This is a genomic window from Aestuariivirga sp. (assembly GCF_047600585.1).
In the GTDB taxonomy this organism is placed as follows: Bacteria; Pseudomonadota; Alphaproteobacteria; order Rhizobiales; family Aestuariivirgaceae; genus Aestuariivirga.
The window spans coordinates 2,646,027-2,667,780 of record NZ_JASGKP010000001.1 but is presented as its reverse complement, the minus strand read 5'-3'; the positions used below and the strand labels follow the sequence as shown (position 1 = coordinate 2,667,780).

Genomic DNA, 21,754 nt, shown 5'->3' with positions numbered 1-21,754 from the left:
CAGAGGTTAAGCCCCTGTGCCAAAAGCGTCTCAAAACCGGTCTCAAAACTGTCGCCTGACTGTTGTCATTCGGGTGCGATGACCTAAATCTCTGACTCAGATGACCTCCCTCCGCGCCAGCCAGCGCAGCAGTCCCGTCACCGCTGTTCTGGGCCCCACCAACACAGGCAAGACCCACCTCGCCGTGGAACGCATGCTGGCCCACGGCGGCGGCATGATCGGCCTGCCGCTCCGCCTGCTGGCCCGCGAGATCTATGACCGCGTGCGCCTCCGGGCGGGGGACCATGCGGTGGCCCTCGTCACCGGCGAGGAGAAGATCATTCCCGCCCAGCCGCGCTACTGGGTCTGCACCGTGGAAGCCATGCCGCCGGGCGTCGATGTGCCGTTCCTTGCCATCGACGAAATCCAGCTCGCCAACGATCTCGAGCGCGGCCACATCTTCACCGACCGCATCCTGCACCGCCGCGGCATTGACGAGACCATGCTGCTCGGCGCCTCCACCATGCGGGGCATTCTGGAGCGGCTCCTGCCGCGCACCAACTTCGTCTCGCGGCCCCGGCTCTCGAAGCTCACCTATGCCGGGCAGAAGAAGCTCACCCGGCTGCCGCGCCGCTCGGCCATCGTCGCCTTCTCGGCCGAGATGGTCTACACCGTGGCCGAACTCATCCGCCGCCAGCAGGGCGGCGCCGCGGTGGTCATGGGCGCGTTGTCGCCCCGCACCCGCAATGCCCAGGTGTCGCTCTACCAGTCAGGCGACGTGGACTATATTGTCGCCACCGATGCAATCGGCATGGGCCTCAACATGGATGTGGACCATGTGGCCTTCGCTTCCACCCGCAAGTTCGACGGCTTCCAGTACCGCCATCTGACGCCCGCCGAGCTGGGGCAGGTGGCGGGCCGCGCCGGGCGCTTCCTCAATGACGGCACCTTCGGCGTCTCGGGCGAGGCCGAACCCTTCGAGCAGGAAGTGATCGACCGGCTGGAGAACCACAATTTCGATTCCGTCCGCGTGTTGCAGTGGCGGAACCGGGAGCTGGATTTCCGCTCCCTCGACACCCTGCGCAAGAGCTTGGGTTACCTCCCCAAGCAGGAGGGCTTGACCCGGGCCCAGAACGCCGCCGACGTGGAGGCCCTCGAGGCCGTCTGCCGCGACGAAAGCGTTCGCAGCCTGGTCTCCTCCGCCACCGACGTGGAGCGGGCCTGGGAGGCCTGCCAGATCCCGGATTACCGCAATATCTCGCCCGCCGAGCACGCCCACCTGGTAGGCCGGGTCATCACGTTCCTGCAGAGCGGCAAGGGCTACATCCCCGAGGAGTGGTTCTCCCAGCAGCTCGCCCACTGCGACAATATCGAGGGCGGTATCGACACGCTCTCCACCCGCATTTCGCACGTCCGTACCTGGACCTTCATCGCCAACCGCTCGGACTGGCTGGAGGCCCCGCTCTATTGGCAGGGCCGGGCCAAGGAGATCGAGGACCGCCTGTCGGACGTCTTGCACGAACGCCTTACGCATCGTTTCATTGACCGCAAAACCAGTGTATTGATGCGGCGGCTGGCCAAGAAGGAAGGTTTGATGTCGAGCGTTGAAGAAGATGGCGTGATTGCGGTTGAGGGTGAGGCAATCGGCAAGATCGCTGGTTTGAGTTTCGTGGCGGACCCCGCCGTGGCAGGAAGCGAGACGCGCCTGCTGAAGACGGCTGCGGTTCAGGCACTGGCTGCCGAAGTGACGGCACGGGCGAAGTCGCTCTCGGCCACCGCCGATACCGAGCTGAAGTTGTCGCGCCTCGGCTTCATCGAATGGCAGGGCCATCCGGTGGGCCGCCTCGTTGCCGCCGATGCCCGTTTCCGCCCGCGCGCCGAAGTGATTGCCGACGATGTGCTGCCGCCCACCGACCGCGAACTGGTGCGCGAGCGCCTGCAGAAATTTGCCGAACGCCAGATCGCAGCGCTCATCGAGCCGCTGATGAAGCTGGAAGAGGCGGAAGGCTTCGAAGGTCTCACCCGCGGCATCGCCTACCGCCTGGCTGAGAACTATGGCGTGCTGCCGCGCGATGGCGTGGCCGGAGAGGTAAAGCAACTCGGCCAGGACGACCGCGCCAAGCTGCGCGCCCTCGGCGTGCGGTTCGGCGCTTTCACGCTGTTCCTGCCGGCGCTTCTGAAGCCCGCCGCCACCGATGTGCGCCTTGTTCTCTGGTGGCTCGAGCAGCAGAAGCAGGGCACCGTTTCGGGTGATGTGCCAGCGGCCCCCGCCAATGGCCTCACCTCCACCGCTGCCAATCCGTCCAAGCCCGAGGGCTTTTACCGCATGTGCGGCTACCGCCTGTGCGGGCCGCGCGCCGTCCGCGTCGACATGCTGGAACGGCTCTCCGACCTGATCCGCGACCGTGTGTTCTGGAAGCCGCGCATTCCGGAAGAGGCGCGTCCGCAGGGTGCCGTCGAGGGCGGTGGCTTCACCATTGTGCCCGACATGATGTCGCTTGTCGGTTGCTCGGGCGAGGAGTTCGAGGCGATCCTGACCAGCCTGGGCTTCCGCGCCCAGAAGAAGATGCTGCCGAAGGTGGCAACCCCCGGCGCCAAGGGCCAGCCGGCGGCTGCACCTGTGGCATCTGAGGCCGTTGCTGAAGCGCCTGCCGCAGAGGCTGTTGCCGAACCCGCACCTGTCGAAGCTCCCATTGCCGAGGCACCGGCTGCCGATGCACCTTCGGAACCGGCTCCGGCGGAGGCGGCTCCCGAGGCGGCTGCTGCGTCCGCCGCCGAGTCTGACCTCGTTGAAACCAATGTCTGGTGGCCGGAGGGCATGGGCCCGTTCCGCCAGCAGCGCCATCGCCCCGATCACCGCGGCAACCGCGAGGCCCGCCACGGCGGCAACCGGCGGGGTGGAGAACGCCCGGCCGGGGAGCAGGGCGGCGAGGCCCGTGTCGAGGGCGAAGGCCGGCCCGAGGGCAAGCGCCATCACCGCCACGGGAAAGAGCGTGACCAGAACCGGGACCAGAACCGCGAGAACCGGGGCTTTCGCGGCAAGGACCGCCGGGACGAGCGCAACGAGAGCCGGAACGAGAACCGGCGGGACGACCGCTCGCGCGACAAGGCCCCGCGCCGCGACCGCCCGGCGGACCCCAATTCGCCCTTCGCCGTTCTGGGCGCCCTCAAGGCCCAATTCGAAAAGGAAAAGACCTGAGCCAGCGCATCGACAAGTGGTTGGTCTACGCCCGCTTCGTGAAACACCGTGCGGATGCCCAGGCCCTTGTCGAGGCCGGCAACCTGCGCGTGAACCGGGTGCGGGTGAGCAAGGGAAGCCTGGCCATCAAGCCGGGTGACCATCTCACCATCGCGGTGGCAGGGCAGGTGCGGGTGGTCAAGGTGCTTGGAGAAGCCGAGAGGCGGGGCCCGCCCGCTGCGGCCCGGCAGCTCTATGAGGAGATCAGCGGGCAGACGCATGAGGGTGCGGCGCAAAAACAGGATGCAAGCCCGCCCCCCGTCTGCTAGAGCGGCCCGCGGAAAACGGATATCACAGGCCTATAGATGACCTACATCGTCACTGAGAACTGCATCAAGTGCAAGTACATGGATTGCGTGGAAGTTTGCCCAGTTGATTGCTTCTACGAGGGCGACAACATGCTGGTGATCCACCCTGACGAGTGCATCGACTGCGGCGTGTGCGAACCGGAATGCCCGGCCGAGGCCATCAAGCCCGATACCGAGCCCGGCCTCGAGCAGTGGCTGAAGCTCAACACGGAATATGCCACCAAGTGGCCCAACATCACCGTGAAGCGCGATCCGCCGCCCGACGCCAAGGAGCATGACGGCAAGCCCGGCAAGCTGGCGTTGTTCTCGCCCGAACCGGGGCAGGGTGACTGAGCCGTTAGGCTTTCCGAAACAGGGCGAAATTCCACGGTTTTTGCCCCGCTGCACTGCGGCAGCATTAACCATCTTCTTGGGCGGAGGGCAGAATTGCGCCGTACACGGAGCACTGTCGCTTTAATTTCCCTTAAAATTATGCTATGAGACCCCCATGTAGACATCATGGGGAATGAAGCAGGAACATCCGGGCGGAACGCTCGGATTTTTTTGCGCCCATTCCCACGGGATTGCGCGAAGAGGCCCCTGAACGAGCCCTTCCGCCAAGAACAGAAAAGGGTCAGGCAGTATGGTCACAAAGAAGAAAACAGCGGCAAAATCAAAGTCCAAGCCGGTCGCCAAGGCGAAGCCTGCGGCCAAGCCGAAGGCTGCCGCCAAGCCGGCTGCGAAGGCTGCGGCCAAGCCCGCCGCCAAGCCGGTTGCCAAGGCCGCTCCGAAGGCCGCCGTGAAGCCCGCTCCCAAGGCGGCTGCGAAGCCCGCCCACGCGCCCGCCAAGCCGGCCCCGGCCCACAAGCCGGTTGCCGCCGCCAAGCCCGCGCCTGCGCCTGCGGCGAAGCCCGTTGCGGCGGCTGCCAAGCCTGCCGTTCCGGCGGCGCCTGCGCCCAAGAAGATCATCTTCAAGGTGGGCGAGCTCGTCGTTTATCCGGCCCACGGCGTTGGCAAGATCTCCAACATCGAGGAGCAGGAAATCGCCGGCGCCAAGCTCGAGCTCTACATCGTGGACTTCGAGAAGGAAAAGCTGCGCCTGAAGGTGCCGACCAACCGGGCCGAGCAGAAGGGCATGCGCCACCTCGCCGACCGCGTGATGATCGAGACCGCCATGAAGGTGATCCGCGGCCGCGCCCGCATCAAGCGCACCATGTGGTCGCGCCGCGCCCAGGAATACGATGCGAAGATCAACTCCGGCGACATGATTGCCGTCGCTGAAGTGATCCGCGACCTCTACCGCTCCGAGCGCCAGCCGGAACAGTCCTATTCGGAGCGTCAGCTCTTCGAACAGGCGCTGGCCCGTTTCGCCCGCGAGCTTGCCGCGGTGCGCAAGGTCGATGAAGACCAGTGCATCAAGGAACTCGAAGACTATCTCGCCCGCAACGCCAAGCGCGGTGCTGCCCCCGGCGAGAAGACCGACGACGAAGCCGCCGACGAAGCGGCCTAAGACTTTCTCTCAAGGATCTCCTGCAGGATCACTGACACCGGGTGTTTCACCCGGTGTCTTTTTTTGTGCCGTCACTGGGCGGCGATCTTCAGTGGCTCGTCGTGCTGCGGTGCTGAGGGAACATCCTCGTCCGGGGCCTGATGCCCGTGCCTGCGGCCCATGATGGCGTAGACGCACGGCACGACGAAGAGCGTGAGCAGCGTGCCGAAGGTCATGCCGCCCACGATCACCCAGCCGATCTGCATGCGGCTTTCAGCACCCGCGCCTTCCGCCAGCACCAGCGGCACAGCGCCCAGCACCATGGCCGCCGTGGTCATCAGGATCGGGCGGAGTCGCAGCACGGCGGCTTCCACAACCGCCTTGCGCCGCTCCATGCCTTCTTCCTGGAGGCGGTTGCCAAATTCGACGATGAGAATGCCGTGCTTGGTGATGAGGCCGATCAGCGTCACGAGGCCGATCTGTGAATAAACGTTGAGCGTGCCGCCCGTGAAGTAAAGCGCGGCGAGCGCACCCGTGAGCGAGAGCGGCACACTGATCATGATCATCACCGGATCGCGGAAGCTTTCGAACTGGGCCGAGAGCACGAGGTAAATGAAGGCGAGCGCGAGGAGGAAGATGAAGGCGATGTTGGAGCTTGAATCGCGGAACTCGCGCGATTGCCCGGTGAGGTCGCTCACCACGTTGTCGGGGAGGACCTCCTTCGCGGCGACATCGACGGCCTGGATGGCCTCGCCCAGGGTGAAGCCCGGCGCCAGGTTGGCCTCGATGGTGACGGCACGAAGCTGGTTGAAGCGCTTCAGCTCGCGCGGCGCCACGTTCTCCTTGTAGCTCACCACGCTCGAGAGCTGCACCATGGTGCCGCTCGTACCGCGCACGTAGATCTGCGAGAGGATGTCGGGCGAGGAGCGGTCCTCGGGCGGCAGGGCCACGGTCACGTCATACTGCTCGCCGTCGATCTCGAACTTGGTAACGTTGCGGCCGCTCATCAGGGTTTCGAGGGTGCGGCCAATGACCGAGACATCGAGACCGGCATCCGCCACGCGGGCGCGGTCGATCTGCACCTCGACCTGCGGCTTGTTGAGGCGGAGGTCGGTGTCGAGGTCGGCAAAACCGGGATTGTCCTTGAGCCGCTCCACCAGTTTGTTGGCGATGGCATTCAGGTCTTCATAGGAGGTCGATGACTGCAGCACGAACTGGAAGGGCTTGCCGAAGCCGCGGGTGCCGAGCGAGGGCGGGTTGCTGGCCGAGGCCTGGATGCCCGGAATGGCGCGGAGCTTGGGCAGCACCGACTGCACGATTTCCTGCTGGCTGCGGCTGCGTTCGGACCAGTCCTTGAGGCGGCCAAAAGAGAGGATGCGGGTGACGTCGCCCGCGCCCACGATCATCAGCGCCGAGCGCAGCTCAGGCACGCCGGCGAGGATCGTTTCGATGTCGCGGGCATAGCGCTGGGTGTAGCCGAAGCTCGCACCTTCCGGCGCGCTGCCCTGGACCTGCAGCGTGCCGCGGTCTTCGGTGGGCGAAAGTTCCGACTTCACATGGGTGAAGAGCCAGTAGCCCGATCCCGCCACGCAGAGGGCGAGCACCATGACCAGCCAGCGGGCGCTGATTGCAGCAGCAAGGCCGGCGCGATAGGTGCGCTCGAGGAATTCGAGTGCACGTTCCACCCCGCGCATGAGCACGTTGGGCTTGTCATTGTGCTTGAGCAGCTTCGAACACATCATCGGCGTGAGTGTGAGGGCGACAAAGCCCGAGACGACCACCGCGCCCGCCAAGGTCACGGCGAATTCGAGGAAGAGGCGGCCGGTACGCCCTGGCGTGAAGGCGATCGGCGCATAGACGGCGGCAAGCGTGAGCGTCATCGCAACGATGGCAAAGCCGATCTCGCGTGCGCCCTTCAGCGCCGCCTGGAACGGCTTCATGCCTTCTTCGATGTGGCGGAAGATGTTCTCGAGCATGACGATGGCGTCATCGACCACAAGGCCGATCGCCAGCACGAAGGCGAGCAGGGTAAGCGTGTTGACCGACAACCCTGCGAGATACATGAGCGCGAAGGCGGTGACGAGCGACACCGGAATGGTGACGACCGGGATCAAGGCCGCCCGGAAGGAATGCAGGAAGACGAGGATGATCAGCGTCACCAGGATCACCGCTTCGATGATGGTCTGGAAGACATTGTGGATGGAGCGCTCGATGAAGACGGTGGAATCGAAGCCCACCTCCACCGTGGTACCCTCGGGCAGCGTGGCGTTGACGCGGGGCAGCACGGCGTTCACCGCGTTCGCCACGTCGAGCGGATTGGCCACCGCCTGCTTGACGATGCCGAGCGAGATGGCGGCATTGCCCTCGTAGCGGCTTTCGCGGCGGACATCCGAGGTCGAGAGTTCCACCCGCGCCACGTCGCCCAGCGTCACCTGCAGGCCACCGGCATTCTTCAGCTTGATCTCGCGGAACTGTTCGGGCGTGCCGAGCGCGGTGCGCGAGAGAACGGTGAATTCACGGTCGGTGCCTTCGATGCGGCCCGCCGGAATTTCGGCGTTCTGCGCGCGGATGGCATTCTCCACGTCCTGCACGGTGAGGCCGAGACCGGCCAGCTTCTGGTAGTCGATCCACACCCGCATGGCATAGGGGCGGTCACCGTTGATGCTGACGTCCGCCACGCCATCGAGATTCTTGAAGCGGTCGGCGACGAAGCGGCTCACATAGTCGGTGAGTTGCAGCGCATCCATTTTTGAGGAGCGCACGATGAGGAAGATGATCGGCTGGGCGTCGGCCTCGACCTTGGCGATCACCGGTTCGGTAATGTCGTCGGGGAGCGAGCGGCGCACACGGCTGACGCGGTCACGCACGTCGCTGGTGGCGGAATCGATTGCCACACCGGCGCGGAAGCGGATGGTGATGCGGCTCTGTTCAGAACGTGAGGAGGATTCGATCGTGTCGATGCCCTCGATGCCGGCGAGCGAGCCTTCCAGCACCTGCGTCACCTGGCTTTCGATGATTTCGGCAGAGGCGCCCGAATAGTTCGTCGTCACCGAGACCTGCGGCTCGTCGATGTTGGGATATTCCCGGATCGTCAGCCGGCTGTAGGCCATGAGGCCGATCAGCACGAGGATGAGGCTGAGAACGGTGGCGAAGACGGGGCGGCGGATGCAGAGTTCGGGAAGCGACATGGGCGACCTCACTCCGCCGTTGAAGGTGCTGCGACCTTCACAGGCGCACCATCGGCAAGGCGCGTGGCACCGGCCGAGACGACCTCCGTTCCGGCGTCAACGCCCGAGGTGATTTCCACCCACCCGTCGCGGCGCTGGCCTGTCGTGACGACCTGGCGCACGGCCTTGCCGTCCTTCACCGCGAAGATGACGCTGTTGCTGCCTTGCGGAACGATGGCGGCTTCCGACACGGTGACGGCATCGCGCTTGGCGCCCAGCACAGCAGCGCGCACCAGCATGCCGGGGCGGAGCGCAAGGGCCGTGTTGTCCAGCGTGGCCTGCACCTGCAGGGCGCGGCCGTTCACGTCGATGGCGGGATTTATGGCGGTGATCTCCGCCGTGAAGCTCTTGCCCGGCACGGCGTCGGAGGTGACGTCGACGCTCTGGCCGACGCTGAGGGCGGTAAAGTAGCGCTCGGGCACCGAGAAGCTCACCTTGAGCGTGGTGATCTGGTCGAGGGTGACGAGCGGCATCCCTGCCGTGACATAGGCGCCGACCGAAACCTGGCGGAACCCGAGATAGCCATCGAAGGGCGCACGCACGGTGAGGCGGTTCACCTTCTCCTGGGCGAGATCCTTGGCGCTCTGCGCCTGATCGAGTTCGGCCTTGGACTGGTCGAGGTTGCTTTGCGCCACGGTGTTGTTCTTGGCGAGGGTGCGGTTGCGGTCATAGGTCACCTGCGCCAGCCGCAGCCGCGCATCGGCATCTTTCATCTCCGCTTCGAGAAGTGCGCCATCAAGCTGGAAGAGCGGATCGCCCGCCTTCACTGCCGCGCCGTCCTTCGCAGAGACCGCAACGATGCGGCCCGAGGTATCGGCCGCCACCGTGACGGACTCCTGCGCTGCAAGACTGCCGATGACCGAGATGCTGTCCTGCAGGGTCTGCTTCTGGGCTTCGGCCACTTCGACAGGCGCAGGCCCGCGATTGCCGCCAGCACCAGCACCAGCACCGCCGCCAGCCTGCTGCGCACCGGGCTTCTTGCCCGTGCTGCCCGCCGCCGAGGCCTGATCCGCCGGCGCCTTTGCGCCAGAACCGCCGAGGCCCGGCACATGAGATTGCAGCCAGCCATAGGCCACGGGCCAGGTGCCGGTCACCTGCAGGCCAAGGCCCGCAACGGCGGCCAGCGCGATGAGGCCCAGAAAAACACGTCTCTTCGCCATGAAGCTTCCCTTGCAATCCGATCAGGACGGTTGGCGCTGCCGATTCCGTCGCTCCCCGGAGACTTTTCTTTCAGCGATCACCTGCAATTGCAAATGACAAAGGGGTCACATGCAGTGCCGGTCCTTCAATGCCCGTCGGCGGAAAAATGCTGGTAGTCCTTCGACGATTTCCAGGTTCCGCCCCATGTCCAGCCTTTCGCTGCAAAGGCCTTGGTGATGGCGCTCGTTGCGCTGATGAGGCCCGGCGCCGACGCGTGGGCCTCGCGTTCCTCCGGCGTGTCGAGATCCTCTCCCGCCGGCGGCGATGTCGTGCCTTCTCGTACGAAGGGATTGGTGCGGGGGTTCACGTCGATGGCGATGCCGCGCGCATGCGATGACAGTCGCGCAGAGCCTGCAGCGGCGCGGCAATTGTAACCGGAGGTGTTGTTGGCGGCCATGGAGGCATCGTCATCGCCGCCATAGGCATCGACCAGTTCCATGCGCGCGATGGCAAAGCTGTTGTCCGCGTAGAGTTGCACGAAGACCGCGCGCACAACCTCTGCAACATCGCGGTGCACGATCATCCGGCCCTGCTGCGTCTTGCCCTCATAATCTCGGTAGGGGAGGACGAGGAGGCGCAATTCATCGCGGCCCGCGCAGCCCTTAATGTCCGGGTTGAAGGACTTGCCCTGCATCTCCGCCCACACGGCATCGGGAACGGGCGAGATCGAGGAGGCGGGCGGGGAGGTGGCACCGGCGGGAGCAATGAGGAGAACGAGCCCCAGGCTGAAGGTGGCGAGGCGGGGGATCATGCCTGAAGTTGTACTGCCTTCCCGTGCTCCGGTCGCCCCCAAGCTGCGAGACGTGCCGGGCAAACGCGGTAGACCAGGGGCTCCGTCATTAACCATATGAATTTCATGGTGAATCTTTTGCGTTTACGCCCTCTTGACGAGCGAAAGGCCGCGTCCTATCTCACCGGGCAGCTGTTAGCACTCTCCATTCCAGAGTGCTAACAGGCGGGTGCAGGCCGGGAGGGTCTGCACACGTTTCAATAATCAAAACAATATTTTAGGAGCGTTTCGCATGAAGTTCCGTCCTTTGCACGACCGCGTTGTCGTCAAGCGGGTTGAAGAAGACACCAAGACCAAGGGTGGCATCATCATCCCCGACACGGCTCAGGAAAAGCCGATGCAGGGCAAGGTTGTTGCCGTGGGTCCTGGCGCCCGCGACGAAAACGGCAAGCTCGTGCCGATCGACCTCAAGAGCGGTGACACCGTGCTGTTCGGCAAGTGGTCGGGCACCGAAGTGAAGATCGACGGCCAGGAGCTGCTGATCATGAAGGAAAGCGACATCATGGGCGTGCTGGAATAATTCCAGACACGCTTTTTTTGTTCCGTACACAGACCAATTCAGAGGATAAAATCCAATGGCTGCCAAAGAAGTCCGTTTTGCCGGCGATGCGCGCGAGAAGATGCTCCGCGGCGTCGACATTCTCGCCAATGCCGTCAAGGTCACGCTCGGTCCGAAAGGCCGCAACGTCGTGATCGACAAGTCCTTCGGCGCTCCGCGCACCACGAAGGACGGCGTCACCGTCGCCAAGGAAATCGAACTTGAGGACAAGTTCGAGAACATGGGCGCCCAGATGGTGCGCGAAGTCGCCTCCAAGACCAACGACCTCGCCGGCGACGGCACCACCACCGCCACCGTGCTGACCCAGGCCATCGTCCGCGAAGGCGCCAAGGCCGTGGCCGCCGGCATGAACCCGATGGACCTGAAGCGCGGCATCGATCTCGCCGTCGCCGCTGCAATCGAGGACATCAAGAAGCGCGCCAAGAAGGTGAAGGGCTCCGACGAAGTGGCCCAGGTCGGCACGATTTCCGCCAACGGCGAAAAGGAAATCGGCGACATGATCGCCAAGGCCATGCAGAAGGTCGGCAACGAAGGCGTCATCACGGTTGAAGAAGCCAAGACCGCCGAAACCGAACTCGACATCGTCGAAGGCATGCAGTTCGACCGCGGCTACCTCTCGCCCTACTTCATCACCAACGCCGACAAGATGGTGGCCGAGCTCGAAGATCCCTACATCCTGCTGCACGAGAAGAAGCTCTCGTCGCTGCAGCCGATGCTGCCGATCCTCGAAGCCGTGGTGCAGACCTCGCGTCCGCTCCTCATAATCGCTGAAGACATCGAAGGCGAAGCGCTCGCCACCCTCGTGGTCAACCGCCTGCGCGGCGGCCTCAAGGTGTGCGCCGTGAAGGCTCCGGGCTTCGGCGACCGCCGCAAGGCCATGCTGGAAGACATCGCCATCCTCACGGGCGGCCAGGTTATCTCCGAAGACCTCGGCATCAAGCTCGAGAACGTGACCATCGACATGCTTGGCCGCGCCAAGCGCGTGAAGGTCGAGAAGGAAAACTCGACGATCGTCGACGGCGCCGGCAAGAAGGCCGACATCAACGCCCGCTGCGGCCAGATCAAGGCCCAGATCGAAGAGACCACCTCGGACTATGACAAGGAAAAGCTCCAGGAGCGCCTTGCCAAGCTCGCAGGCGGCGTGGCCGTGATCAAGGTCGGCGGCGCCACGGAAGTGGAAGTGAAGGAACGCAAGGACCGCGTTGACGACGCGCTGAACGCCACCCGCGCTGCGGTGGAAGAAGGCGTTGTTCCGGGCGGCGGCGTTGCCCTGCTGCGCGCCAAGAAGGCCGTGGAAACGGTCACTTCGAAGGTTGCCGACGTTCAGGCCGGCATCAACATCGTCTCGAAGGCGCTGGAAGCTCCGATCCGCCAGATCTCCGAGAACGCCGGTGTTGAAGGCTCGATCGTTGTCGGCAAGGTGCTCGAGAAGTCGGGCAACTTCGGCTTCGACGCCCAGAACGAAGAGTATGGCGACATGATCGAGAAGGGCATCATCGACCCGGCGAAGGTCGTGCGCGTGGCCCTGCAGGATGCGGCCTCCGTGTCCTCGCTGCTGATCACCACCGAAGCCATGATCGCCGAACGTCCGAAGGACAAGGCCCCGGCTCCGATGCCGGGCGGCGGCGGCATGGGCGGCATGGACTTCTAAGAAGTTCTGCACTCATTGTTAGAGAAACGAACCCCGGCGGAAACGCCGGGGTTTTTTGTTGCCGCCTACCGCAGCGCCGTCTCCGCGAGATCGTGCGTGTGGTGCGAGCGCTGGTGGCGGTAGAGGTGCGCCTCGAAACTGCGAAAGATCGCCAGCGTCAGATACGTCAGCAGCAGGTAGACCGCGCCGATGGAGATGAAGACTTCATAGGGGCTGAAGGTGCGGGCGATGATGACACGCGCAACACCCGTGAGATCAAGCACAGTGACGAGGCTCGCCAGCGATGTCGACTGCAGGATGAAGATCACCTCATTGGTGTAGGCGGGAAAGAGGATGCGGAGTGCCACCGGCAGCGTGATCCGCCGCAGCACCTGGGCGGGCGACATGCCCATGGCGCGGGCTGCTTCGATGTCGGCGAGCGGCACGTTGCGGATGGCGCCGGCGACGATCTCGATCGTATAGGCGGCGGTGTTGAGCACGAAGGCAATGAGGCAGCACCAGTAGCCCTCACGCAGCATGGGCCACAGCATGGAGCCGCGGATGACCTTGAACTGCGCCAGCCCGTAGTAGATCAGGAAGAGCTGGATCAGCATCGGCGTGCCGCGGAAGAAGTAGGTGTAGGCCCAGATCGGCCCGCGGATGAAGCGGTTGGGTGAATTGCGCAGGATGCCGAGCGGCAGCGAGAGAACGATGCCGCCGAGGATGGTGAGAAGCGTCAACTCGAGCGTGATCAGCAGGCCGTGGCCCAGCTCCGGCAGGTTGGCGAGCACCGGCGTGAAATCAAAGAGGCCGTTCATGCCGTGCCCCGCTTGAAGCCGGCTGAGGCCCACTTCTCAAGCCGGATGCGAAACACGTCGGAAACGGCTGTGAAGGCGAGATAAATCAGGCTCGCGAGAAAGAAGACGACGAAGGGCATCTTGGTCGGCGCCTTGATCAGGTCGGCCTGGCGTGCAAGCTCGGTGAGGCCGATGACCGAGGTGATGGACGTGGCCTTGAGCAGCGTGAGCCAGAGATTGCCAAGCCCCGGAATGGCAAGGCGCAGCGCCTGCGGCAGCATGATGCGGAAGAACTCCTGCCGCGGCGAAAGACCGAAGGCGCGCGCTGCTTCCACCTGACCCTTGGGCACGGCGAGAAACGCGCCACGGAAAATCTCCGTGGCATAGGCGCCATAGACGAAGCCGAGAACGAGGGTGCCGGCGAGGAAGGAGTTGATGTCGACGCGCACATCCTCGCCTCCGAGCGAGAGCAACGCCTGCAACAGCACTGTGCCGCCATAGTAGATGAGCAGCATCAGCACGAGTTCCGGAATGCCGCGCACAATCACCACATAGGCAAGGCCAAGGCGCTGCAGGATACGCGATGGCGACAGGCGGGCCAGCGCACCCGCCGCACCCAGGCTCAGGGCGACGGCGAGGGCGCAGATGCCGACAGCGAGCGAGAGGGCTGCCCCTTCAAGCAGAAGGTGACCATAGCCCTTCAGGTCGAAGAGGCCGCCCACGGCGGATCATTCGCCGTAGATGTCGAAGTCGAAATACTTGTCGTTGATCTTCTTGTAGGTGCCGTCAGCGCGCATGGCGAGGATGGCCTTGTCGACGGCGTCCTTCAGGTCCTTCTCGCCCTTGCGGATGCCGATGCCTTCACCCTTGGAGCCGAAGTCCTTCTCGCCCCAGACTTCGCCGATCCGCTCATAGTCGGCAGCGGAATCGGACTTCATGATACCGTTCTTGAGGACTATGTAATCGTCAAAGCGGCCATCAAGGCGGCCGCCCGTCATGTCGAGGTCGGCGCTTTCGGCTGAGTCATAGACGACGAGATCAGCTTTCGGCCACTTCTCCCGGGCAAAGCTTTCGTAGCCCGTGGCACGCTGCACGCCGATCTTCTTGCCAGCGAGGCTTTCAGGATCCACATGGCCGTCACCGCCTACCTTAACGCCGGAGGACTTGGTCATCACCAATGCAGTCGGGCTCTGGTAATAGGGGATGGAGAAATCGATCTTCTCCTCACGCTCGGGCAGGATGCCCATGGAGGCGACGATGAGATCGAACTTCTTCGCCATCAGGGCAGGGATCATGCCGTCCCAGTCCTGCTTGATGATGGTGCATTCGGCGTTGATCTTCTCGCACAGCGCCTTGGCGAAATCGACATCGAAACCCTGGAGCTCGCCGTTGGCATCGACGAAGTTGTAGGGCGGATAGGCGCCTTCGGTGGCGACAGTGAGCTTAAGCTTCTCGGCCGCGTGGGCCGCACCTGCGAGCACCGCCAGGGTGCAGGCAGCCAGCATCAATCGTCTTGTGAACATGTGCGATCTCCGGTTGAGAGACCGCCACTTAACGCCCAATTGTGACAATTGGTCAATGAGGGGGCGGGCTGCCGGAGATCACCCAGTCCGCCGCCCTCTCGCCCGAGATCACCGCCCCTTCGAACCAGCCGGCATTTTCGGGCGCGATATCGGAGGAAGCAAAGGCGATGCGGCCCTGGGGCGCCCAGGCCTCGGCGGTGAAGGCGTGGGCGAGATCGTAGGGCGTGGAGACCCAGGTGCCGCGAGCGTGGGGGTCGGCGGGCCAGTCGTGCCAGTCATAGCCGAGGAATTCAGTGTTGGGGCAGAGGCGGGCGAACTGGGCGCTCACCCAGGCGGCATCGGCCAATGGCGCATGTTCATCGTGAAGGCCGAAGCCGATCAGCAGGGTGCTGCCATCCGCAGCCGTGCGTTCCCCGAAGAGAAGCTGCACGCCCGTGCCATCGCCGGTGATCAGCCGCCCCACGGGAACGCCGCGCGCCTTGATCCACAGCTTGAAGGCGCGGCCTCTCTGCCCGCGCGTGACCGCTGTTTGGGGCAGTTTCGCGAGGGGCGGCGTGAAGGCGATCGTTCGCATCGGATTGATGCCGGTGGCGACGATCACGTGGGAGGCGTCGTGTATCCCGCCCGCAGCGAGCGTGACGCGCACTGCGGTGTCCGATTGCGCCACGCTGGCGACGGGGGAGTCCGTCACCACGGCGGCGCCGGAGGCCGCGATCATGCGTTGGGCCAGCGTATCCATGGAGGGCTCGACCGTGTGGGCCCAGACATTGATCATGTCCTCCGCGATGCCGGAGTCATAGGCGCAGCTGTGGAGGAATTCCCCCGCACTCGCTTCCGCCATGGGCGCACCACCCGAGACTGTCCACCAGGCATCCTGCAGCGCGCGCGTCGCAGGCGGCGGATCAAGGCGCGCCATGTATTGCGAATAGCTGAGGCCGGTGAGCGGCTCGCCCTTTTCGTTGTGCTGCAGACCGGCCTTGAGCAGCATGGCATCGGCGGCGATCCGCGCCAGCGCCCGTTGATGCGCCATGCGTTCTGCTTCGCTGTCGAAGACCAGCGGGGCAGGCCCGCTTTCGCGCAATGCCAGGCGCTCGCGGATGGGCGTGCGTGGCCGGAGCGTCAGGCCGAGTTCGCCGCAGAGGCTGCGGATGCGCTCATGCCAAGGCGTGATCCACGAGCCGCCATATTCGAGAAGCTCACTGTCACCCTCGTTCCGGAATGACCGCGCATAGGCCCGCCCGCCAAGCCGCGCCCGCGCCTCGATCACAAGGATGCGCGGCGTGTGCCTCGCGAGGCGGTAGGCCGCGGCAGCACCGGCAAGACCGCTGCCGATGATGATGACGTCGTGTGTTGGTCCTGACATGATCCGAACTATAGGGGCTGATGCAACCCCAGCAAGAGCGAGGATTTTTCCGTTGCCGGGGCACTGGCGGAATCGGCTAGTCTTGCACCATGGCCCAGAACACAGACCCCCAGATCACCTGTCCCCACTGCAAGTCCGAGATCAAGCTGACGGAGTCGCTCGCCGCACCTCTGCTGGCGGCGACCAAGGCGGACTACGAGAAGCGCCTGCAATCGCAATCCGAAATGCTGGCGAAGGAACGCGCCGATCTCCTGCAGCAGCAGAGCAAGCTTGCCCATGCGGCGGCGCATCTGGAAGAGCAGGTTTCGGAACGCCTACAGGCCGAACGCGCGCAGCTTGTGGCGCAGGAGCAGAAGCGGGTGCGCTCCACCGTCGAACTCGAGATGAAGCAGCAGGCGGACGCGGTGAAGGATTTGCAGGACCGTTTGAAGCAGCGGGACGAGAAGCTGGCCGCGGCACAGAAGCAGCAGGCGGAATTCATGGCGAAGGAACGCGCCCTTGAAGACCAGAAGCGCGAACTCGAGATCACCATCGCCGAGCGCGTGAAGGCGGACTCGGAAACGATCCGCCAGAAGGCGCAGGCCGAGGCCGAACAGGCGCTCCGCCTCAAGGTGGCGGAAAAGGACGAGGCGATCGAAGGCATGAAGCGCCAGATCGAGGAACTGAAGCGTCGCGCCGAGCAGGGCTCACAGCAGTTGCAGGGCGAAGTGCTGGAACTCGATTTCGAACAGCAGCTGCAGCACCGCTTCCCCATGGACCGGGTGGCGCCGGTGCCCAAGGGCGAGATCGGTGCGGATCTCGTGCAGGAAGTGCTGACCGCAACGGGCCAATCGGCCGGCACCATCATCTGGGAGCTGAAGCGCGCCAAGAATTGGAGCGAGGGCTGGCTGGCCAAGCTCCGTGACGATCAGCGCAGCTATCCCGCCGATGTGGCGGTGCTCGTCTCGGCGGCGCTGCCCAAAGGCGTGGAGCGTCTCGATGTGGTTGACGCCGTGCATGTGGTGCATCCCCGCGAGGCACTGGCGCTGGCCGCCATCATCCGCGCCCATCTCCTCGACATCGCGCGGGTGAAGCTGCAGCAGGTGGGGCAGGCGGGGAAGATGGAGCAGATGTACGACTATCTCACCGGACCGCATTTCAAGCACCGGGTCGATGCCATCATCGAGAACTTCCGCGCCCAGCAGAAGGAACTGGAGAAGGAGAAGGCCTTCATGCTGCGGCAGTGGGCCAAGCGCGAGAAGAACCTGTTCAACGTGCTGGAGGCGACCTCCGGCATGTATGGCGACATGCAGGGGATCGCCGGCAGCAGCATGCAGGCGATTGCCGCTCTCGACCACATGGCAGGCGAGGATGGCGAAGAAACGGAATAGTTATTGTGCGGCGCGCAGCTTCACGTCGCGCTGCCAGTTGATCGGCGGCGTCTTGAGGGACGAGAGTCCCACGTCGGCGACGAAATCGGCCACGAAGTCGGTGCCGGGGCGGCTGAGGATTTCAGCCGGCGTGCCCACCTGTTCGATGACGCCGTTGTTGAGGATGGCGATGCGGTCGGCAAGCTCGAAGGCCTCGTCCTGATCGTGGGTGACGAAGAGCGTGGTGTGGCCGGTCTTGTCGTGAAGCTGGCGAAGCCACTTGCGCAGGTCCTTGCGGACCTTGGCATCGAGCGCACCGAAGGGTTCGTCGAGGAGCAGCACGCGGGGTTCGATGGCGAGTGCGCGGGCAAGTGCCACACGCTGCCGCTGGCCGCCCGAGAGCTGGGCGGGATAACGCTTCTCGAGGCCTGACAATTGCACCAGCGAGAGAAGTTCGAAGACGCGGGCGCGGACTTCTGCCGCGCTGGGCCGTGTGGTGGCGGGCCTCGCGCGCAGGCCGAAGGCGATGTTGTCGAACACCGTCATGTGGCGGAACAGGGCATAGTGCTGGAAGACGAAGCCGATGCGGCGGTCGCGGAGCGACAGCGTGTCGGTGTTGACGTCATCGAAGAAGACCTCGCCCGAATCCTGGAATTCAAGTCCCGCCACGGTGCGGAGCAGCGTCGTCTTGCCGGAGCCCGAGGGGCCGAGCAGCGCCACCAGTTCACCGGGCTTCACATCGAGCGACACGCCGCGGAGCGCGGGAAAGCGCTGGAACTGCTTGGCGACATTGCGGATCGAGACGGACACGGACATGTGTTCCTCCTAGTGGCGCTTGGTGGCGGCAAGCTCTCCGGCGAAACGCCATTCGAGCAGCGATTTGAGAACGAGGGTGATGAGGGCGAGACCCGCGAGCAGCGTGGCGACCGCGAAAGCGGCGGTGAAGTTGTACTCGTTGTAGAGGATCTCGATCTGCAGCGGCATGGTGTTGGTGTAGCCGCGGATATGGCCGGAGACGACCGAGACGGCGCCGAATTCGCCCATGGCGCGGGCATTGCACAGCAGCACGCCATAGAGCAGAGCCCACTTCACGTTGGGAAGCGTGACGTGTCGGAAGGTGTGCCAGCCGGATGCGCCCAGCGTGAGGGCGGCTTCCTCTTCGGCCGTGCCCTGCGCCTGCATCAGCGGGATCAGTTCGCGCGCGACAAAGGGGAAAGTGACGAAGACGGTGGCCAGCACGATCCCAGGCACGGCGAAGATGAGCTTGATGTTGTGGGCCTCGAGCCAGGGGCCGAGCCAGCCTTGTGCGCCGAAGAGCAGCACATAGACGAGGCCTGAAATCACCGGCGACACCGAGAAGGGCAGGTCGATCAGGGTGAGCAGCAGGTTGCGGCCGACGAAGTTGAACTTTGTCACGGCCCAGCTTGCTGCAAGGCCGAAGACGATGTTGAAGGGAACAGCAATTGCCGCCACGAGAAGTGTGAGGCGCACCGCCGCCAGCGTGTCCGGATCGGTGAAGGCCGCGAAGAAGACCTCGGCACCCTTGCGCAGGCCCTCGCTGAAGACAACCGCGAGCGGCAAGAGCAGTACGGAGGCAAGGAAGAGCACGGCAACAGCAATGAGCAGCCACTTGATGAGGCTGCTCTCGCCGATCTCGCTTCTCCGCACAGGGCGGGCCGGGAGGACAAGGTCAGACATTGCCGAACCTCCTGCGTTGCCATCCCTGCAGGGCGTTGATGACCAGCAGCAGAACAAAGGAAATGGCCAACATGATGGTCGCGATCACGGTGGCGCCGGTATAGTCGAACTCTTCGAGCTTGATGACGATGAGGAGCGGCGCGATTTCTGAAACCATGGGAATGTTGCCAGCGATGAAGATCACAGAGCCGTATTCACCGACGGCACGGGCGAAGGCCAGCGCAAAGCCGGTGAGCAGGGCGGGATAGACGTGCGGCAGGATTACCGTGAAGACGGTGCGGAGGCGTGAGGCGCCGAGCAGCGCCGAGGCTTCCTCGATGTCGCGCTCGGTTTCCTCGAGCACGGGCTGCACGGTGCGGACGACGAAAGGAAGGCCGATGAAGATCAGCGCCAGCACCACGCCCAAGGGCGTGAAGGCGATCTTGAGGCCGAAAAGGGCGGCAACGGCGCCGAGCGGGCCGTTGGGGGCATAGATGGCGGCAAGCGCGATGCCCGCCACTGCGGTGGGCAATGCAAAGGGCAGGTCGACGGCGGCATCGAGGATGCGCTTGCCGGGAAAATCATAACGCACCAGCACCCAAGCGACGAGGAGCCCGAAGACGGCATTGACGCAGGCCGCAATCAGCGCTGCGCCGAAGGAGAGGCGGAGAGACGCGAGCACGCGCGGATCAGTGGCGACCGCGATGAAGCCCGCAGGACCGATGCTCGCCGCCTTCAGCACGAGGGCGGCGAGGGGGATGAGAACGACGAGGCCCAGCGCCAGAACGGCGAAGCCAAGCGTCAATCCGAAACCTGGAATGACACTTGGTTCGCGCAGTCTCTTGCCGTGGCCCAGGAGGACATTCGCCACGGGCAGGACCTCAGTTGGTGGGCTTGTAGATCTGGTCGAAGATGCCGCCGTCAGCGAAGTGCTTCTTCTGGGCCACGCCCCAGCCGCCGAAATCCTTGTCGATGCTCACCAGTTCCAGCTTGGGGAAGCGGGCGAGGTCGGCGGGATCAGCCGCAGACGGATCGGTCGGGCGGAAGAAGTGCTTGGCAGCCAGCTTCTGGCCGGTGGGCGAATAGAGGAAGTCGAGATAGGCCTTGGCCACCTCTTCGTTGCCCTTGGCCTTGGCGTTGGCGTCAACCACGGCAACCGGCGGCTCGGCGAGGATCGAGAGCGACGGCACCACGATGTCGAACTTGTCGGCACCGAATTCCTGCTGGACGAGGAAGGCTTCATTCTCCCATGAGATCAGCACGTCACCCACTTCGCGCTGGGCGAAGGTGGTGGTGGAGCCGCGGGCGCCGGTGTCGAGCACGGGCACGTTGCGGTAGAGATCGGCGATGAACTGCTTTGTCTTGTCTTCGTTGTTGCCGTCCTGCTTGCTGGCATAGGCCCAGGCCGCGAGATAGTTCCAGCGGGCGCCGCCCGAGGTCTTCGGGTTGGGTGTGATCACCTGAACGCCGGACTTCACGAGATCACCCCAGTCCTTGATGCCCTTGGGATTGCCCTTGCGGACGAGGAACACGATGGTGGAGGTATAGGGCGCGGAATTGTGGGGCAGGCGCTTGGCCCAGTCTTCCGGAAGCTTCTTGGTCGCCTTGGCGATCTGGTCGATGTCGCCGCCGAGCGCCAGCGTCACCACGTCGGCATCAAGGCCGTCGACGACAGCGCGGGCCTGCTTGCCGGAGCCGCCATGGGACTGGTTGACAGTGACCACTTCACCGTTGTGCTTGGCGGCCCAGTCGGCGGCGAAGGCGGTGTTGAATTCCTTGTAGAACTCGCGGGTCGGATCGTAGCTCACGTTGAGCAGGGTCTTGTCGGCGAGGGCAGGCGCGATGCCGATGCTGCTCACCAGGACGGCGGCGGCAGTGGCGCTGAGGAAGGTGCGGCGCAGGCGGGAGAAGGTCATTGGTCACTCCTTTCGTTTGAATGACCTCAATCTACACCGATTAAGTATAGATTCAAGCGGAATGTTCGGCAAACCGAACGATTTGGCACCATCCGTTCTGAATCAAGGATTTAGTTTTGCTCAATCGTTGAGGAAAACGGGGGATACGGCCACCCTCATCCGCCCTTCGGGCACCTTCTCCCGCCAGCGGGAGAAGGCGAAATTGCTATCGCCCTCGCCCCTCCGGGGAGAGGGTCCGCGAAGCGGGGGGTGAGGGGGCGCGATGACAGCCTTTGGAAACAAGCCCCTCACTTCCCCGCCTTCTGGTCCGACTGGGTCATCACCTGGGCCAGGGTGGTGTTCTCAAGCTCGGCGAGATAGTCGGCATAGGGCTTGTCGAAGGCGAGGCGGAGTTCGCAGGTGCTCTCCGTCTTGCAGTCGTCGCAGCGCTTGTAGGCGGTGCGCGAGAGGCAGTTGAGCGGTGCAATCGGCCCATCGACCAGGCGCAGCAGCGAGCCGACGTGGATCAAGTCGGCGGGCTTCAGAAGCTCATAGCCGCCATCGCGGCCGCGGCGGCTGGTGATATAGCCGGCCGAGCGCAGGGTGGAGAGGATCTGCTCGATGAACTTGCGCGGCAGCTTTTCCTGTTCGCACAATTCGCGGATATTGAGGCCGCGGCCGGGCGTGGCCCGGGCGAGGGCCACCATGGCCTTGAAGGCATAACGGGCGCGCTGGGAAATCATACTGCCAA

General features: G+C 64.3%; 18 protein-coding genes and 1 pseudogene. 7 read left to right on the top strand and 12 right to left on the bottom strand.

Annotated elements, in window-relative coordinates; all coding sequences use genetic code 11:
• Window positions 1-100: 100 nt before the first annotated feature.
• The 4 genes from QM801_RS13230 (at window position 101) to QM801_RS13215 (ending at window position 5,014) form a co-directional block, all read left to right on the top strand.
• A complete protein-coding gene (locus tag QM801_RS13230; RefSeq protein ID WP_415019681.1) occupies window positions 101-3,178 on the top strand; it encodes a helicase-related protein in 3,078 nt (1,025 codons plus the stop codon).
• Window positions 3,157-3,486 (top strand): RNA-binding S4 domain-containing protein, encoded by a 330-nt coding sequence (locus tag QM801_RS13225; protein ID WP_415020927.1) that lies wholly within the window; start codon window positions 3,157-3,159, stop codon window positions 3,484-3,486. Before QM801_RS13230 ends, QM801_RS13225 begins: the two co-directional genes overlap by 22 nt.
• A gap of 36 nt (window positions 3,487-3,522) precedes the next feature.
• A complete protein-coding gene (gene fdxA / locus QM801_RS13220; RefSeq protein ID WP_415019680.1) occupies window positions 3,523-3,858 on the top strand; it encodes a ferredoxin FdxA in 336 nt (111 codons plus the stop codon).
• A gap of 289 nt (window positions 3,859-4,147) precedes the next feature.
• Window positions 4,148-5,014: a CarD family transcriptional regulator gene (locus tag QM801_RS13215; protein ID WP_415019679.1), complete on the top strand. Its 867-nt coding sequence runs from the start codon at window positions 4,148-4,150 to the stop codon at window positions 5,012-5,014.
• Window positions 5,015-5,085: 71 nt separating this feature from the next.
• Here QM801_RS13215 and QM801_RS13210 read toward each other — a convergent pair whose 3' ends face one another.
• The 3 genes from QM801_RS13210 to QM801_RS13200 all read right to left on the bottom strand — a co-directional run bounded on the left by QM801_RS13210 (window position 5,086) and on the right by QM801_RS13200 (window position 10,171).
• Window positions 5,086-8,181 carry an efflux RND transporter permease subunit gene (locus tag QM801_RS13210; protein ID WP_415019678.1) on the bottom strand — a complete coding sequence of 1,032 codons (3,096 nt, stop codon included), beginning with the start codon at window positions 8,179-8,181 and terminating at the stop codon, window positions 5,086-5,088.
• Window positions 8,182-8,189: 8 nt separating this feature from the next.
• Window positions 8,190-9,380 carry an efflux RND transporter periplasmic adaptor subunit gene (locus QM801_RS13205; protein WP_415019677.1) on the bottom strand — a complete coding sequence of 397 codons (1,191 nt, stop codon included), beginning with the start codon at window positions 9,378-9,380 and terminating at the stop codon, window positions 8,190-8,192.
• 125 nt (window positions 9,381-9,505) lie between these two features.
• A complete protein-coding gene (locus QM801_RS13200) occupies window positions 9,506-10,171 on the bottom strand; it encodes a M15 family metallopeptidase (RefSeq protein ID WP_415019676.1) in 666 nt (221 codons plus the stop codon).
• A gap of 271 nt (window positions 10,172-10,442) precedes the next feature.
• Here QM801_RS13200 and groES point away from each other — a divergent pair, with 271 nt between their 5' ends.
• Both groES and groL read left to right on the top strand, forming a co-directional pair.
• Window positions 10,443-10,730: a co-chaperone GroES gene (gene groES, locus QM801_RS13195; protein WP_415019675.1), complete on the top strand. Its 288-nt coding sequence runs from the start codon at window positions 10,443-10,445 to the stop codon at window positions 10,728-10,730.
• Window positions 10,731-10,785: 55 nt separating this feature from the next.
• Complete coding sequence (gene groL, locus QM801_RS13190) at window positions 10,786-12,420, top strand: chaperonin GroEL (protein WP_415019674.1); 1,635 nt, start codon at window positions 10,786-10,788, stop codon at window positions 12,418-12,420.
• Window positions 12,421-12,485: 65 nt separating this feature from the next.
• Here the strand turns inward: groL and QM801_RS13185 are convergent, their stop codons facing one another.
• Genes QM801_RS13185 through QM801_RS13170 form a run of 4 tightly spaced genes read right to left on the bottom strand, consistent with a single transcriptional unit; the run spans window position 12,486 to window position 16,082 of the window.
• Window positions 12,486-13,217, bottom strand: coding sequence for an ABC transporter permease (locus QM801_RS13185; RefSeq protein WP_415019673.1), 732 nt, complete (start codon window positions 13,215-13,217; stop codon window positions 12,486-12,488).
• The gene (locus QM801_RS13180; protein ID WP_415019672.1) at window positions 13,214-13,918 is read right to left on the bottom strand and encodes an ABC transporter permease; all 705 of its coding nucleotides are present in this window, start codon (window positions 13,916-13,918) and stop codon (window positions 13,214-13,216) included. The genes QM801_RS13185 and QM801_RS13180 overlap by 4 nt, the downstream gene beginning before the upstream one ends.
• Window positions 13,919-13,924: 6 nt before the next feature.
• Window positions 13,925-14,719: a transporter substrate-binding domain-containing protein gene (locus tag QM801_RS13175; protein WP_415019671.1), complete on the bottom strand. Its 795-nt coding sequence runs from the start codon at window positions 14,717-14,719 to the stop codon at window positions 13,925-13,927.
• A gap of 52 nt (window positions 14,720-14,771) precedes the next feature.
• Window positions 14,772-16,082, bottom strand: coding sequence for a flavin monoamine oxidase family protein (locus QM801_RS13170; protein ID WP_415019670.1), 1,311 nt, complete (start codon window positions 16,080-16,082; stop codon window positions 14,772-14,774).
• Between the two features lie 89 nt (window positions 16,083-16,171).
• On the opposite strand from QM801_RS13170, the gene QM801_RS13165 reads away from it, so the two are divergent.
• Window positions 16,172-17,452 (top strand): DUF2130 domain-containing protein, encoded by a 1,281-nt coding sequence (locus QM801_RS13165; RefSeq protein WP_415019669.1) that lies wholly within the window; start codon window positions 16,172-16,174, stop codon window positions 17,450-17,452.
• A gap of 72 nt (window positions 17,453-17,524) precedes the next feature.
• Here the strand turns inward: QM801_RS13165 and QM801_RS13160 are convergent.
• The 5 genes and pseudogenes from QM801_RS13160 to QM801_RS13140 form a co-directional block, all read right to left on the bottom strand.
• Window positions 17,525-18,241, bottom strand: a pseudogene (locus QM801_RS13160) (sulfate/molybdate ABC transporter ATP-binding protein); the annotation flags it as partial.
• Window positions 18,242-18,256: 15 nt separating this feature from the next.
• Window positions 18,257-19,129, bottom strand: coding sequence for a sulfate ABC transporter permease subunit CysW (gene cysW / locus QM801_RS13155; RefSeq protein WP_415019668.1), 873 nt, complete (start codon window positions 19,127-19,129; stop codon window positions 18,257-18,259).
• Window positions 19,122-19,979, bottom strand: a complete 858-nt coding sequence (gene cysT / locus QM801_RS13150) for a sulfate ABC transporter permease subunit CysT (RefSeq protein ID WP_415019667.1) — start codon at window positions 19,977-19,979, stop codon at window positions 19,122-19,124. The genes cysW and cysT overlap by 8 nt, the downstream gene beginning before the upstream one ends.
• A 10-nt stretch (window positions 19,980-19,989) precedes the next feature.
• The gene (locus QM801_RS13145; protein ID WP_415019666.1) at window positions 19,990-21,024 is read right to left on the bottom strand and encodes a sulfate ABC transporter substrate-binding protein; all 1,035 of its coding nucleotides are present in this window, start codon (window positions 21,022-21,024) and stop codon (window positions 19,990-19,992) included.
• Window positions 21,025-21,311: 287 nt separating this feature from the next.
• On the bottom strand, window positions 21,312-21,746 hold the full coding sequence (locus QM801_RS13140; RefSeq protein WP_415019665.1) for an RrF2 family transcriptional regulator: 435 nt from the start codon (window positions 21,744-21,746) through the stop codon (window positions 21,312-21,314).
• Window positions 21,747-21,754 lie beyond the last annotated feature (8 nt).

Excerpts from the sequence above, each read along its gene's own strand:
- QM801_RS13230 (WP_415019681.1), top strand. The coding sequence starts at position 101 with ATGACCTCCCTCCGCGCCAGCCAGCGCAGCAGTCCCGTCACCGCTGTT.
- QM801_RS13215 (WP_415019679.1), top strand. The coding sequence starts at position 4,148 with ATGGTCACAAAGAAGAAAACAGCGGCAAAATCAAAGTCCAAGCCGGTC.
- cysW (WP_415019668.1), bottom strand. The coding sequence starts at position 19,129 with ATGTCTGACCTTGTCCTCCCGGCCCGCCCTGTGCGGAGAAGCGAGATC.
- QM801_RS13170 (WP_415019670.1), bottom strand. The coding sequence starts at position 16,082 with ATGTCAGGACCAACACACGACGTCATCATCATCGGCAGCGGTCTTGCC.
- QM801_RS13210 (WP_415019678.1), bottom strand. The coding sequence starts at position 8,181 with ATGTCGCTTCCCGAACTCTGCATCCGCCGCCCCGTCTTCGCCACCGTT.
- QM801_RS13165 (WP_415019669.1), top strand. The coding sequence starts at position 16,172 with ATGGCCCAGAACACAGACCCCCAGATCACCTGTCCCCACTGCAAGTCC.
- QM801_RS13175 (WP_415019671.1), bottom strand. The coding sequence starts at position 14,719 with ATGTTCACAAGACGATTGATGCTGGCTGCCTGCACCCTGGCGGTGCTC.
- fdxA (WP_415019680.1), top strand. The coding sequence starts at position 3,523 with ATGACCTACATCGTCACTGAGAACTGCATCAAGTGCAAGTACATGGAT.
- groL (WP_415019674.1), top strand. The coding sequence starts at position 10,786 with ATGGCTGCCAAAGAAGTCCGTTTTGCCGGCGATGCGCGCGAGAAGATG.
- groES (WP_415019675.1), top strand. The coding sequence starts at position 10,443 with ATGAAGTTCCGTCCTTTGCACGACCGCGTTGTCGTCAAGCGGGTTGAA.
- QM801_RS13205 (WP_415019677.1), bottom strand. The coding sequence starts at position 9,380 with ATGGCGAAGAGACGTGTTTTTCTGGGCCTCATCGCGCTGGCCGCCGTT.
- QM801_RS13185 (WP_415019673.1), bottom strand. The coding sequence starts at position 13,217 with ATGAACGGCCTCTTTGATTTCACGCCGGTGCTCGCCAACCTGCCGGAG.
- QM801_RS13145 (WP_415019666.1), bottom strand. The coding sequence starts at position 21,024 with ATGACCTTCTCCCGCCTGCGCCGCACCTTCCTCAGCGCCACTGCCGCC.
- QM801_RS13200 (WP_415019676.1), bottom strand. The coding sequence starts at position 10,171 with ATGATCCCCCGCCTCGCCACCTTCAGCCTGGGGCTCGTTCTCCTCATT.
- QM801_RS13140 (WP_415019665.1), bottom strand. The coding sequence starts at position 21,746 with ATGATTTCCCAGCGCGCCCGTTATGCCTTCAAGGCCATGGTGGCCCTC.